This is a genomic window from Desulfonatronum thiosulfatophilum (genome assembly GCF_900104215.1).
Taxonomy (GTDB): domain Bacteria; phylum Desulfobacterota; class Desulfovibrionia; order Desulfovibrionales; family Desulfonatronaceae; genus Desulfonatronum; species Desulfonatronum thiosulfatophilum.
The window spans coordinates 54,640-68,367 of record NZ_FMXO01000009.1 but is presented as its reverse complement, the minus strand read 5'-3'; the positions used below and the strand labels follow the sequence as shown (position 1 = coordinate 68,367).

Sequence of the window (13,728 nt, the reverse complement as noted above, 5' to 3'; positions counted from 1 at the left end):
CGCATGGAAGCCTGGTACGCCTATTCCCTTCTGGCCCTCTTGCTCCTCGGCGGACAGCGCTTTCTGTACAAGGTGGCGGCGGCCCGGAATTGCGGCACGTTTCTGACCACGTTTTGTTTCATGGTCACGGTGGCCGTTCTCAGTAGCGTCCTGCTTGTCCTGCATCCTCCCATCATCCCGAGCCTGGGTTTTCTGATTTTCATTTCCCTGGCCAACAGCCTGACCTTTGTCGGCGCCACCCTGGCCCACATCGAAGCCTTGAAACACATGCCCGCTACGGTGGCCTATCCGTTGATCCGGATGAACATCGTCCTGGTGGTCCTTTTCGCCGTCTTCCTGCTTCAGGAACGCCTCCAACCGCTTCAGGCGGCGGGCGTGCTGCTTTCCTTTGCCGTAATCTGGATACTCAGTCGCGACAGTGCTTCGGCGGACGGAGCCGACACCCGGGCCAGGGGAATGCTGCTGGTTGTTCTGGCCATGGTGGCCGGCGCCTTGTCCGCCATCAGTTCCAAGTACGCGGCCGACGGCACGGATCTGTTGGCCTTCATCGCCTTGTCCTACATCTTCTCGACCCTGTTCACCCTGGTCCTGGCGCCGCGCATGTTCGCGCCGGATCCGGATCACGACTCGAAAAAAACGGCCGTGGGCATCGGCTTGGCCATGGGACTGCTCAATCTGGCCGGTTTCTATTTTTTTCTCAAGGCATTGGCCCTGGGTCCCCTGGCCATTGTGGCAGCCGTGAACGGAATGCATTTCCTGGTGGCCGTGGTATTGTCCGTGGTTGTATTCCGGGAGAAGATGACGAGAAATCGTGTCGCGGCCCTGGTTCTCGCCGTGGGGGCGATCATTCTGGTGCGCGGGTGATCGAACTGGTCGAGTTAGGACGGGAGCTTACGGAATTCTTCTGCCGCGCACCCATTGGAGGGTCTTGACGAGAAAAAAAGCCGCCGCGGCAACCATGACAATGGATGCGCCGGCCGTCAGATTCAGATGGTAGGCCAGGAGCAGGCCGAAAATGCAGAAGGTGGCGCTGAAGAATACGGACCAAGCCATCATCGTGCCAAGGGAGCGGGAGAATCCCTCGGCGATGACCGCCGGAATGGTCAGCAGGGCGATGACCAGGATCAATCCCACGGCCTGGATGACCACGACCACGGTCAAGGCGGTCAAGGCCAGCAGGGCAAAGTACAGCAGCCGAACAGGCGCGCCCATGACCTGGGCATATTCCTCATCATAGGACATGGCCAGCATATCCGAGTAGAAAAACCATATCCACGCCAGAACCGCCAGATTCAAGCCGGCCATCAGCCAGAGACTTTCCCTGGGCACCAGAAGGATGCTGCCGAACAGGTAGCTCATCAAATCCACGTTGTAGCCCGGCGTGATGTCTACCAGGATTATTCCCACGGCCATTCCCACGGCCCAGATGACGCCGATCACCGTGTCGCTGCGATGCTTGGATTTGAGGCTGACCACGCCCATGATTCCAGAAGCCAGAAGAGCAAATAGAGCCGCGCCGAAGTAGGGCGAACTTCCCAGATACATGGCCGCGCCGACGCCGCCATACGAGGCGTGGGCAATGCCGCCGGAAAGAAAGACCAGCCGGTTGACAACCACCAGGGTCCCCATGATTCCGCAACTGATGCTGATCAGCAGGCAGGCCAGCAGGGCGTTGCGCATGAATTCGAACTGCAGGAAATCAAGGCTCATGAGCAGCCGTGTTCCTTGAGTACGCGGTGAGGAAACGCTCCATGAACCACGAGTTCAACGGGGCAGTGGTAGGTGGCTTCGAGCATGTTCTGGGTGAATTCAGCCTGGTCGTGATAGAACAGGGCCTTGTTCACACATGCCACGGACTTGGCGTGGCTGGAAAGAATGGACAGGTCATGGCTGACCACGATGATGGTCGTGGTGGCATTGAGTTCCTTGAGCAGATTGTAGAAAAGCGTCTGGAATTCACGGTCCACGCTGGCCGTGGGTTCATCCAGAAACAGCAGCTCCGGACTGTTTGCCAGCGCCCTGGCAATGAAGACCCGCTGCCGTTGCCCGCCGGAAAGCTGTCCGATGCGCTTGTTGCGTAACGGCCAGATGCCGACGTGCTCCAGGGCCTGTCGGGCCGCCTGTTCATCCGTCTGGGAAAAGTTGCGCCATCGATTTCGCCGCGGCAATCGGCCAAGCAGGACCACGTCTTTCACGGTGATCGGAAACAGGTTGTGGATGTTGGTGTTCTGCGGAACATATCCCACCTGGGAAGGAGTGCTGCCTGGAGGCTCGCCCAGTACCGAGATGGTTCCCTTGTGCGGCGACAGGATACCCAGCAGAAGCTTGAGAAGCGTGGTTTTGCCACCGCCGTTCGGACCGAGAACCGCCAGAAAGTCTCCTTGCTGAACATCCAGATTCACGTTTTCCAGCACGCAGTGCTGCCCGGTATAGGCGAAATGAACATCCTGTACATGGACAACAGGCGCTGGCATTGGAATAGGACTCCTGGGCTTTACTACCGAAAAATGTCCGCGAACATCCGGCTCGATGATCAGAGCATGGCTTTCCTGAATTTTTCCGCGACCAGTCGCATGTTCGCCATCCAGTCTTCCGCCAACGGATCAATGGCGATGATCTCGCCGTCTATGGCTGTAGCAATGGTTTCCGCGCTACGTGCGGAAAACTGGGGGGAAACAAAGACGACTCGGATTTGTTCGGCTTTGGCGCGTTGAATCAGGTTTTGCAAGTCCTGGGCTCTGGGGTCCTTGCCCTCTACCTCAACGGGAATCTGTTCCAGTCCGTAATGACGGGCAAAATATCCCCAGGCCGGATGAAAGACCATGAAGGCGGCGCCTTCCTTTTCGGAAAGGGTGCTCCGGATGTCGGCATCCAGGTCGTCAAGATCCTTCATGAAGCTGTTGAAGTTGGCTTCATAAACGCTTGCATGGGCGCTGTCGAGAGCGCTCAGGGCTTCCAAGATTACTCCTGCCTGGATGCGGACAAGGTCCGGTGAAAGCCAGATGTGGGTGTCCGGTCCATTGTGGGCATCAACGTGATGAGGATCGCCGTAAGCATGTGTATGGCCATGACCCTGCTTATGTCCATTATCCTGATCGTGTCCATGGCCGTGTTTATTTTCGTTATCATGCTTGTGGTCATGGCCACGCTTATGCCCATGGTCATTGTCATGTTTGTGTCCATGATCCTGCTTATGATCATGGGAGTGAGCGTGCCCGTGAGCCTTCTCACTTTCGTGCTCATGGTCATGGTGGTGATGCGGGATCATCGGGATTTTCTCGATATTCCGGTCCGTATGCACGATCCGTAGATTTGGATGCATGGACGAGATCTTCGGCAATATGGCATTCTCAAATTCCACTCCGATGGCGAAGTAAATCTCGGCTTCCGCCAAAGCACGCATCTGGGCCGGTCGAGGTTCGTACATATGGGGAGAGGCGCCAGGGGGAACCATTACGGACACGTTCACCAGGCCCCCTCCGATGCGGTCAACAAAATATTTCTGAGGCGCTATGCTCACAAAAACATTGAAAGGTTGCGCGCCGGCTGGGGATATGCTGATAAAAAGCAGAAAAAAAAGAATATTACAAAAAAACATCCGCCGCGTCGGTGGTGTTCTAAAATTTTTAAGACTTCGCATTTTCACCACAATTTCCTCCAAAGTTGATGTTTGTTTGGAAGAGAATAATTGGAACGATAAAAGAGTCAAGGATGAAAAACTATGTTTTCAGTGAGTTAAGGCGGAACAGAGGGCAGAGCATGGATAATTGATGACAGTAAATACAGGAGGTTGTACTATCATTTTTTCCCCTATGGATGAATACCAATATCAGTGAAATAAAATGTGCCTTTTGTTTGTGGCATACAATCGATTGTTCTTGAAGGCTTTCACTCCTTACTGAGTTTTAGTTATGCATTCGGATTTTTTAGCCATTCAATGAGGAAGGCTTTTGCTCTCACTTGAGCTTGAGCATTCAAATGACTTTAACCTCATGCAACTATTGTGCATGAATAATCAAACAGGAACGACATGATCAGGAAAATTGTCAGTATCGATTTATTGCCCGCGGAAATGCGGGCCAAGGAATTTGGTTTTGAATGGTTCCCCATTGATGATTTCGTACATGCCCTTGACGAGACCAAAAATGTTGATGTCCTTGAAATACTTGTCCCCCTCGTGCGCCGGGTGCCCGATGATGATACCGCCGAATCGTTCATGCAGGTGGCGCAGAATTTCGAGCGCAAAAAGTACGCCCTCCAGATGAGCGGCGCCACGGTCATTGAATCTCCGGCCAAACGGAGTACCGGCGATGTTGGGGAATGGTATTACAAGCAAAGTGATGATCAGCGGTTGATTATTGCCACCTTGTCCCTATGTCTGCGGTTGAATCCCGACTTTCTGATTCTGGTCGCCGCGGATGGGGATTACGCCCCCATGGTCGAGGAACTTCGCCGTCAGGGCATTCGAACTGAAGTCGCGGCCCCTCCACACATGCTGGCTTCCGATCTGCGGCGGGTGGCTTGGCGAAATCATAATCTCGACGAAGTGTTCAAGAAGATCAAAAAAATCAACGCAGTGATAAAGTAAATGTATAAGACAACAACTCAACTGAATTCATAGAAACAAATAGATAACCACGAAGAGCCCGAAGGACACGAAGAAGTTTCTCCCCCAGTTCCGCTTCGTGCTCTTCGTGCCCTTCGTGGTAGACAAGAAAATCTCTGCCACTGTACTTTCGGTGCTTCGAAATGCCTGTAGTGATCACCTTTCATGACGATCTGCGGGTTTTCGCGTCCTTCTCAAGGCAGGGCGCTAAACGTGGTTATCCGTTGCTACGCCGTGCTTCCGTCAAGGATGTCATCGAGGCAGTTGGGCCGCCGCACACTGAAGTCGGGGAGATTCTTCTCGATGGTGTACCGGTAGGATTTGATGCTGTTGTGGAAGCGGGATTTGAATTGAATGTTTTTCCGATTGCTGCTCCATGGGATGTGGCCAAGGCAACTCTTCTTCGTCCGAATCCCCTGCCAAGTCTTGCCTTTCTGGTTGATGAGAACGTGCACCGTCTTGCTGAATTGCTGCGCATGATCGGGATGGATGCCGCGGGTTGCCGCGGAATGTCGGATGCCGCGATAGCCGCTGAATCAGCGAGAAGCGGACGTGTTCTACTGAGCAGGGACCATCGGTTGCTCAGGCGAAGCCGTGTTGTCTTCGGGCGGTTGGTCCGTGCGCATCGCCCCTGGGATCAACTCAAGGAAATTGTCGATTTATTTGGGCTTGCGTCCGATATCAAGGCGTTCTCAAGATGCATCCACTGCAACATCAGACTCGAACCACGAGCCAAAGCCGACGTCGCGGACCGGCTTGAGCCGTTGACATCCCGCTATTATCAGACATTCCACGAATGCCCCGCATGTCGGCGTATCTACTGGGCAGGTTCCCATCACCAGCGAATGGTAGCCAATCTGAAGGCTCATGGTATTTCGGATGAGTCCCGATCTTCCTGAAAACATGATCTGTCTTTCCTCCACAATCCACGTTAATTCTTCAGATAAAACTGGATAATTAAACTCGACGAATGGCCTGGATTTCCGGCTTCTCCGGAATGAGTGATGCGCGCAATATCGTAGCATGTTGACGCAACAACGGTGGAAGTCGTTATACAGAAAAGCGTCCGGATTTTTTAAAAATTTATGATTCTTGCCCCTGAATTCCAATGTCTTAAGAAATTGTATTTTATTGAGTGAGAATTTACCCACATTCATACCACGTGCGGAATCAACCCCATGAAATTAAGCTGATATCATGACGAACGAGCTGGCACTGATATTGATATGAGTTCAGAACGTGGTCAGCCTTTCGACGCTGCAACTGATGGAGGTTTCCATGGCAATCGTATTTGAACAGATCCATACGCCGGGTGTGGCGCAGCTTTCCTATCTGCTGGGAAATCCCTCCAAAGGGATTGGCGTGGTCATCGACCCCCGTCCTGATGTCGACATCTATCTGCACCTGGCCCGAAAGCATGAGGTTGGCATCACCCATATCATCGAAACCCACATTCATGTTGACTTCGTAAGCGGATCCCATGAACTCAGGGCCAAGGTTCCCAATGCGAAGATCTATGCCAGTCATGAGGCGGACGCCGGTGAGTATGGGTATGATCATGAACCGGTCCATTCCGGCGATACTTTGGACTTCGGCAGTTTCATTCTGACGGCCAGGCACACTCCCGGCCATACGGCGGAGCATCTGGCTTACCTGATGAGCGAATCCAAGCACAAGGATTCCATCTGGGCGGTGTTCAGCGGGGACAGTCTCTTCGTCAATTCCGTGGGGCGTCCTGATCTGGTGGGAGAAGAGGAGACGAAGAGGTTGGCCGGGGCGTTGTACGAAAGCATTGTCGGGTTCTACGGCAGCCTGGATGATTCAGTGCTCGTGTTTCCCTGTCATGGTTCCGGTTCGTCCTGCGGCCCAGATATCGGCGACCTCAAATGCTCGACCATCGGCTACGAGCAGAAACACAATCGCTATATGCGAACCAAGGACCGGGACGCCTTCATCCAGATGGTTCTCGAGTCGTCCGGCCCCGAACCATTTTATTACAAGCCGATGCATCATCTCAACGCAAGAGGAGCGGATGTCCAAGGCGGTTATCCTCCCGTTCCGGCCCTGTCCGTAGCGGATTTCAAGCAAACAGCCGAGAATCAGAACAACATCGTGCTCGATACCCGGGACATGATGGCCTTTTGCGGTGGGCATATCCCAGGAGCCCTGAATATTGGGGCCCGAGCCGAACTGTCGTCCTGGGCCGGCTGGATGCTCAAGTTCGACGACCCGTTGCTGCTGGTCCTGGAAAACGACGACCAACTGGAGCGGATCGTGAAACTGCTCTGGCGGACCGGGTACGTCCATTTTGCGGGGTACCTGGTGGGCGGCATGAAATCTTGGAACAATGCCGGCTTAATGCTGAACCACATTCCTCAGATGAGCGTCCATGAACTGAAGGACGTTCTGAAAAACGTTCAGCTTGTGGACGTCCGAACCCCAGCGGAATGGAAATCCGGTCACATTCCCGGTGCCCGGCATTTTTTCGTCCCCTATCTGCGAGACAATATCGAAAAGCTGGATCGCGAGAAGACAACGGTAACCTACTGCGGCAGCGGCTATCGCTCCAGCATCGCGGCCAGCGTCCTGAAACAAAACGGCTTCGACGACGTGCGCAATATCCCCGGAAGCTGGCAGGCCTGGACGAATGCCGGTTTTCCGGTGGAAGGCGGCAAGCCATGACGGGGATGACCTTGGGCAGGGCTGTCGTCACTGCGGGGACGTTCCTTGTTGCATGTTCCGCGCATGCTCTGGGACAGCAAACGGATCCCCTCAGCCCGTTGTCCTATCCCGGACCAGCCTGGTCGCCGTATCTTGCCGGCGGATTGATTGGAGTTCTCTCCTGGCTGACATTCTATTTTTCCGGCAAGAAAATCGGCGCATCCAGCGCCTATGCGATCATCGCAGGTATGCTGGGTAAGCTTTTCGCGCCGCGAAGAGTAAATGTTCTTCCCTATTTTCAGCAGAATAAACCGCAAGTCTCATGGAGCCTGATGCTTTTTGCCGGGATTTTCATCGGGGCGTTTTTGGCTGCCTGGACCGGTGGTGAAATCACGGGACGATGGCTGCCGCCATTGTGGGAAGCGAGATTCGGCGAGGGTGCGCTGTCGCTGCGACTGATTGCCGCCTTTTTCGGTGGCGTACTTATGGCTTTTGGCGCGCGAGTGGCAGGCGGATGTACGAGTGGTCACGGTATCAGCGGAACATTACAATTATCCGTCGGCAGCTGGGTGGCGGTGATCTGCTTTTTTATCGGCGGTATCCTTGTCGCCATGCTGCTCTACAGGGTCTAGATCATGTCAGCGAAACCAGAATCCACTTCGTTTCCGGAAAGCAACTCCGGCCAGCTCTTTCTCGGTCTGGTCTTCGGAGTCGCGTTCGGCTTTCTCCTCCAGAAAGGCGGAGTGGCCAAATATCACGTACTGATCGGCGTTCTGCTGCTGGAGGATTTCACCGTCATCAAGGTCATGGCATCGGCGATTCTGGTCGGGATGATCGGGATTTACGTCATGCATCGCATGGGAATGGTCCAGTACCAGCTGCCCTCAACGCGATATGCTGCCAATATTATCGGCGGCTTGATCTTCGGTGCCGGTTTCGGCTTGAGCGGATACTGTCCGGGCACCAACGCCGCGGCCATTGGCCAGGGGAACTTCGATGCCCTGGCAGTGGCCGCTGGGCTGATAGCCGGATCGTGGCTGTTTGCGGAAGTTCCGGAAAAGATCAAGAAAAAGGTGCAGGAGTGGGGAGACTACGGCAAGCTGACCCTGCATGAACTGCTGGATCTCCAGAGAGGTACCGTTGCCGTGCTGACGGCCATAGCTCTGATTATTCTGCTGATCGTAGTTGAATGGCTGGCACCGAGATGAAGTCGTTATTGTTCAGGAATCAGGAAGTCGTCACTGAGTACCCTGAAGAACGATTCCAGCTTGTCCAGGTTCTTATGCAGAGTGTCCGGTAACTGCCACAGGATGCAGGCCAATTTCCCTTTGAGCATGCTGGCAGCATCATAGAAAATCCGACTGCGTCCCCGACATCGTTAAGTTTTTTTGTGGGTGACGTACCGGCTTCCCTTGAGCGTGAAGCGGAAATTGCCGGTACGCCATGATACCAGGTTTTTTAAAGTGCTTTCATTGGGCAGGCGGTAGAAGCTGCTGTTGGTTTCCACCGTATCGAAATATTCTGCATAATATTTCAGCAATCGCTTTTTCGGAACATCCCTGGGATAGAATGCGCCAGTCCAGCTGTCGTAGCTGTATCCCGAACACCCCACATAGTTTTTCATCCTTCCGTCAATCCATGCTGACGTCGTTCCGGGAAGGGGGGGCCATGAATTCCGGACCAACGGGGTCCGTGACATGCTCATCCAGAATGTCTTCCACGCGCTGCATGATTTCGGAATCCACTTTCCAGCCTTCGATTTCCGCCAGCGGTTCCATCTGGTCCGGATTGCGGCCGCCCCAGAGCGCGATTTCCACATCACGGTCCAGAACCCAGCGCACGGCAAAGGGCAGCAGTCCCTTGTTCTTCTTCGAGCCCAGCGCCTTGAGCTCCTCGACTGCCGCTAGGTACTGGTCGTATCGGGGCTGCTGGAACTTCGGATCCGCCTTGCGCAGGTCGTCCCCCTTGAACTCCCGGTCGCGGCGCATCTTTCCGCTGAGCAGGCCGCGGCAGAGCACGCCGTAGGTCATCAGGGCGATGTTGTTGGTCTTGCAGTAGGGCAATATGTCCTGTTCGATTTCCCGCTCGAAGATGTTGTACGGCGGCTGACACAGATGCAGCGGAGCTTCGCCGCGGAAGGCGTCCATTTGCGCTGTTGAATAGTTGGACACGCCGATGGAGCCGATCTTGCCCTGCTTGAAAAGATTGTTCATCACCTGGGCGGTTTCCTCGATGGGCACCGTCGGATCCGGCCAATGCACGAAGTAGATGTCGATGTGGTCGACCCCGAGCCGCTGCAGGGATTCGTCAATTTCCTTCGTGATCCGTTCTGGAGTGCAGTCGCGGAAGACCTGACCGTCGGCGGTCCAGTTCAGGCCCGCCTTCGTGGCGATGCGGACGTTCTCGCGACGCCCATATTCCTTCAGGGCTTTGCCGACGATTTCTTCAGAGCGGCCAAAGCCGTAAACCGGAGCTGTGTCGATCACGTTCACGCCCTTGTCCAGAGCCGCATGAATCGTCCTGATCGACTCCTGCTCATCGGTTCCGCCCCACATCCAGCCGCCGATGGCCCAGGTGCCCAGCGCCACACGGCTGACATCAAGTTTTGTTTGCGGGATTGTAACATGTTCCATTTTTTCCTCCTCGTTGCGCTGTTTAATGAATCCTATGCCCCGAAATTTTTTCAGCCGCAGCCCATTGGCCATGAGCAACGGCATGATCGAAGTGGCTGGAAACGAGGTCCCAGCCCTCCGAGGATTTCAAAATCAGACCGCATAGGTTCAGTCCTTTCGCATTTGTCGGCTCATGGCCAGGAGAGGGCGTGAGCCGTCAGGCCAACGAATAATGAACGCCAGTGACCCAATTCTAGAATCCGACTCCCTGTGAACAATGGGGGCACGACCTCATATGCCACTGACAAGGAATGTATTGAGGCAGGATGATGATAAAAGGCCACATTGGTGACAGTGACTCTACAACCTCAGACTGGAAGGTTGTCGGCGCCGCCGGCGTCCCATGAGAAAGCCGAACAGCCAGGAACCGAAAACGACTCCAGCTCCGGAAAGAAACCAGCGCAACTGTTCAGATGAACGCAGTTCCGCGTTCTCTTCGCTCAATCGAATGATCCGGGCCTCTGCTTGTTGTAAATCCTGCATGGCTTGGTCATGTTGTTCCTTCAATTCAATAACGTTAGCCGCCTCCGCGGCCAGAGTCGTATATTTTTCGTCCAAAGCGGCAAGACTGCTGGTGGCTTCGGAAAGTGAATCCATGAGGTTCGTGTTGGAGGCTTCCAGTTCGGCTACCCTGTCCAAAGCACCCCCGGAAGCGGCCCGAAGCTGGTCGTATTCCTGCTGGAGGCGTTCCAGTTGCAGGTTGCTGGGCAGTTCTCCAGAGGTAAATCGCTGCAGCACCCAGCCGACGGTTCCGTCTGGGCCTTGAACGCGCAACCAGCCGTCATTCGTTTCCAAAACTGTCAATCGAGCCCCGGTGGGCAGCATTTTCAATACTCGATGATCGGTCGACGGGCCGGTGCGTTGAGTTATCTCCTGACGTTCCCCGACATAAACCGTTCTCGCGGAGAGATTTTCCGCTCCCAACAAGACAATCGCAACGATCAAGATCAGTTTCCAATAGATGATTTTCATGGTGTATCCTCAGTTCAAACATGTTCATGGCAGCAGAAGCCGTCGAGTTCAGCCTTCGTTTCAAAGTAGAAATAGTTAAATTCAAATAAATGTCATGGCTTGACAACAAAATTATTCAAGTGTGGGGGGGCGCTGCCGTACGGCAGTTGCTGTTCTTCAAGGATGGGTCGGGCACATATCACCTAATCCATATTTCTCGGATGGCAAGCCGGACTTCTGCAGCGTAGTTCTTCGTGGAAAGATAAATTGAGCCTTGAGTTCGAATGCCCCCTCAGCCTCTCCAGTAATACTTGCTCAGAGGGTTGCCACGTGTTGAGTGATGATTCTACACATTCATGGCCGGGAGGATTGTCGTCACTGGAGTTGTGGCCTATCCTTTGAGCATTACGCTGCGCATGCGGGAGAAGACTCCGGCCGGACAGTGTCAATCCTGTATCTCAAGGGTCTGGAAGCCTTTGATCGCCTTTTCTCCGGCCTCACACCTGACATTCGCGGTATGGATGTGGTGGAGGGAATGGTCGTGTGTTGTGTCTGAAGGAGACGGGTTGACGTCAAGACCTTTCATCCTCGTAAATCAGTACTTGAATCTGGGGCCTTACATAGAGAAGGAGTTTCATGAAAAAAATCCTTATTATAATCGGCATTCTCGTCCTGCTGGCTGTCGGCGCCGTTGTTGCGCTGGCGATGCTGGTGGACCCAAATGCCTTCCGTCCCCTGATTGCCAGGCAAGTCCAGGAGGCTACGGATCGGGAAGTGCTCATCACTGGCGACCTTTCCTGGACCTTCTGGCCGCGGCTGGGCATTTCCATGGGCGCGGCCGAACTGGGCAACCCACCGGGCATGGAAGAACATCGTCCCTTGCTCACCGTGGGCAGCGCCGAACTGTTCGTGGACGTAACGCCGTTGTTCCGCAAGCGTCTCCAGGTCGGCGAGATCGTGCTGCACGACGTGGCCGTGCACGTGCTGACCCTGGACGACGGCCGTTCCAATCTGGATAATTTACGTCAACCGGAACCGGAAGATGCGCGGGAAGATCCGCGTTCCGTACCGGATCGTACGGAAGAGCCGACTCCGGAAACGGCAACCGAGAGGGAATGGGAGATCGTGGTCGAGGGACTGCGGATGGCCAATGCGGAAATCGTGATCGACGACCGCCAGGCCGGCAGGACAACAGAGGTGCGTGATCTGCATCTGACTTTGTCCCGGTTTGCGCCGGGAGAGTGGGTGTCCATTGCGCTGGAGGGCAGGGCGGATGTCGATCAGGTCAGCATGGCGAACACTCTGCGGGCAGAAGCCCGACTGGCCCCGGATTTTCAGCTCCTAGAATTGCGGGATGTTAAGGCCGATGTCGTGGCCCGGGGTGACGACGTCCCCGGCGGGAGCAAGGTTGTTGCTGTTCAAGGCGAGGTCAGGCTCGACATGGAGGGCCGGGTGGCAGTCATCGACCCGCTGCTGTTTTCCCTGGACGACCTCAGGCTGGTCGGTGATCTGCGGGTCGACTACAGCGGCAAACCTGAGATTGCCGCGGCATTCACCGCGGATACGCTTGATCTGAATCCGCTGCTGCGGGAACTGAAGAATCAGCGTACGGTCAACGGCCTGAATGGTTCCGCAAGACCCGATGGAACATCTGGAAAAACGGAAGGTTTCGAAAACGATATGGCCGGCGATGTGCGGGGCCAAGAATCTGCCGCGGCATCGTCTACGAATGCGGTCCAGGATTCCGTGTCCTCCGATGAGCGGCAGCTTTCGCGGGAAGAACCGGATCTTTCCATACTGGAGAGTGTGAATGGGCAGCTTTCGCTTTACGTGGCGACAGTGCTTGCGGATGAATTGCGACTGACGGATTCCCGGATGGCCCTGAGCCTGCGCGATGGACAGTTGACGCTCCAGGACCTGCTCACCCACGCTTTTGCCGGCCAGATTAACCTGAGCGCGTTGCTGGACAGCGCAGTTGCGCCGCCAACCTATATTGTCGATCTGCGGGTCCAGGGCGTTGAGGCCCAGGAAGCCTTGATCGCTCTGGCGCAAACAAATATTTTGTCCGGTACGGCGGAGGTTGCGGCCGAACTGCAGGGCGCCGGGCTGAGTGAACATGCCGTCATGCATGGCCTGCGCGGAAATCTGTCCCTGGATTTTGTCGACGGCGCCCTCTGGGGCGTGAACCTGCCCCACGAAGTGCGCAAGGTGCATGCAGCTTTCCGGGGGCGGACCATTGGGGAGACGGATCTGGTCCAAAAGACCGATTTCACCAGTCTCAGCGGTTCCTTCCAGATTGGCGACGCCAAAGCCGTGACCCAGGACCTGGCAATGGCTTCCCCATTATTGCGCATGAACGGGGAGGGCGTGTTGGAGTTGCCCACGAAAAGCGTAGACATGGTGGTGGACGTCGGCGTCGTGGGAACCCTGGAAGGCCAGCACGGCAGGGAATGGGAGGAGCTCAAGGGACTGACCATCCCTTTGCGCATTTCCGGCCCGTTGAGTGACCCAAACTTTGCCCTGAATGTCGATGACGCACTCCGGCAACGGGCCGCGGAGGAGGCGGAAAAGCTCAAAGGCAAGGCCAAGCAGGAGCTCGAGCGAACTCTGCGCCGTCAATTGGGCGATGATGCCGAAGAAGGACTGGGTGGACTGTTGAAAAAGCTGTTCTGATCGCAACGACTCACCAGCGGTCCGGCTTGTCTCGATTTTTCGGCCTCGCAACTCCTTCGTCGGCTTCTTAGCATCGAACCATTGCGTGAGTAAACAGCATTTGGCGCTTCAAGCGTCCGGCAATGGTTCGATGAACGAATCCTGACTCAGTCAGACATGCGATGC

General features: G+C 55.1%; 13 protein-coding genes and 1 pseudogene. 8 read left to right on the top strand and 6 right to left on the bottom strand.

Translation table 11 applies throughout. From position 1 onward, the window contains the following. Nucleotides 1–3 precede the first annotated feature (3 nt). Nucleotides 4–864 carry a DMT family transporter gene (locus BLP93_RS08755; RefSeq protein WP_092120130.1) on the top strand — a complete coding sequence of 287 codons (861 nt, stop codon included), beginning with the start codon at nt 4–6 and terminating at the stop codon, nt 862–864. Nucleotides 865–891: 27 nt separating this feature from the next. Here the strand turns inward: BLP93_RS08755 and BLP93_RS08750 are convergent, their stop codons facing one another. The 3 genes from BLP93_RS08750 to BLP93_RS08740 are packed head-to-tail and all read right to left on the bottom strand — an operon-like array spanning nt 892 to nt 3,598. Further along, a complete protein-coding gene (locus BLP93_RS08750) occupies nt 892–1,710 on the bottom strand; it encodes a metal ABC transporter permease (RefSeq protein WP_092120127.1) in 819 nt (272 codons plus the stop codon). Continuing rightward, nucleotides 1,707–2,474 (bottom strand): metal ABC transporter ATP-binding protein, encoded by a 768-nt coding sequence (locus tag BLP93_RS08745; RefSeq protein ID WP_092120124.1) that lies wholly within the window; start codon nt 2,472–2,474, stop codon nt 1,707–1,709. Before BLP93_RS08745 ends, BLP93_RS08750 begins: the two co-directional genes overlap by 4 nt. 59 nt (nt 2,475–2,533) lie before the next feature. Continuing rightward, complete coding sequence (locus BLP93_RS08740; RefSeq protein WP_092120121.1) at nt 2,534–3,598, bottom strand: metal ABC transporter solute-binding protein, Zn/Mn family; 1,065 nt, start codon at nt 3,596–3,598, stop codon at nt 2,534–2,536. Between BLP93_RS08740 and BLP93_RS17020 the strand changes: the two genes are divergently transcribed. From BLP93_RS17020 to BLP93_RS08715, 6 genes are all read left to right on the top strand, one after another. Continuing rightward, nucleotides 3,513–3,734, top strand: coding sequence for a hypothetical protein (locus BLP93_RS17020; RefSeq protein ID WP_161946257.1), 222 nt, complete (start codon nt 3,513–3,515; stop codon nt 3,732–3,734). The two genes, BLP93_RS08740 and BLP93_RS17020, sit on opposite strands and share 86 nt — an antisense overlap. 296 nt (nt 3,735–4,030) lie before the next feature. Next, complete coding sequence (locus BLP93_RS08735; protein WP_092120118.1) at nt 4,031–4,588, top strand: NYN domain-containing protein; 558 nt, start codon at nt 4,031–4,033, stop codon at nt 4,586–4,588. A gap of 161 nt (nt 4,589–4,749) precedes the next feature. Next, complete coding sequence (locus tag BLP93_RS08730) at nt 4,750–5,505, top strand: Mut7-C RNAse domain-containing protein (RefSeq protein WP_092120115.1); 756 nt, start codon at nt 4,750–4,752, stop codon at nt 5,503–5,505. Between the two features lie 379 nt (nt 5,506–5,884). Beyond that, nucleotides 5,885–7,288, top strand: a complete 1,404-nt coding sequence (locus BLP93_RS08725; RefSeq protein WP_092120416.1) for an MBL fold metallo-hydrolase — start codon at nt 5,885–5,887, stop codon at nt 7,286–7,288. Then, nucleotides 7,285–7,899, top strand: coding sequence for a YeeE/YedE thiosulfate transporter family protein (locus BLP93_RS08720; RefSeq protein ID WP_244148695.1), 615 nt, complete (start codon nt 7,285–7,287; stop codon nt 7,897–7,899). Before BLP93_RS08725 ends, BLP93_RS08720 begins: the two co-directional genes overlap by 4 nt. A gap of 3 nt (nt 7,900–7,902) precedes the next feature. Then, on the top strand, nt 7,903–8,475 hold the full coding sequence (locus tag BLP93_RS08715) for a DUF6691 family protein (protein ID WP_092120112.1): 573 nt from the start codon (nt 7,903–7,905) through the stop codon (nt 8,473–8,475). A 5-nt stretch (nt 8,476–8,480) separates the two neighbouring features. Here BLP93_RS08715 and BLP93_RS17580 read toward each other — a convergent pair. The 3 genes and pseudogenes from BLP93_RS17580 to BLP93_RS08700 form a co-directional block, all read right to left on the bottom strand. Beyond that, a pseudogene (locus BLP93_RS17580) lies at nt 8,481–8,891 on the bottom strand (DUF72 domain-containing protein). A gap of 7 nt (nt 8,892–8,898) precedes the next feature. After that, complete coding sequence (locus BLP93_RS08705) at nt 8,899–9,900, bottom strand: aldo/keto reductase (protein WP_092120410.1); 1,002 nt, start codon at nt 9,898–9,900, stop codon at nt 8,899–8,901. Nucleotides 9,901–10,239: 339 nt separating this feature from the next. After that, entirely contained in the window at nt 10,240–10,911 is a 672-nt protein-coding gene (locus BLP93_RS08700) for a TIGR04211 family SH3 domain-containing protein (RefSeq protein ID WP_092120106.1), read from the bottom strand. A 615-nt stretch (nt 10,912–11,526) separates the two neighbouring features. On the opposite strand from BLP93_RS08700, the gene BLP93_RS08695 reads away from it, so the two are divergent. Continuing rightward, on the top strand, nt 11,527–13,563 hold the full coding sequence (locus BLP93_RS08695) for an AsmA family protein (RefSeq protein ID WP_092120103.1): 2,037 nt from the start codon (nt 11,527–11,529) through the stop codon (nt 13,561–13,563). The last annotated feature ends 165 nt before the right edge of the window (nt 13,564–13,728 follow it).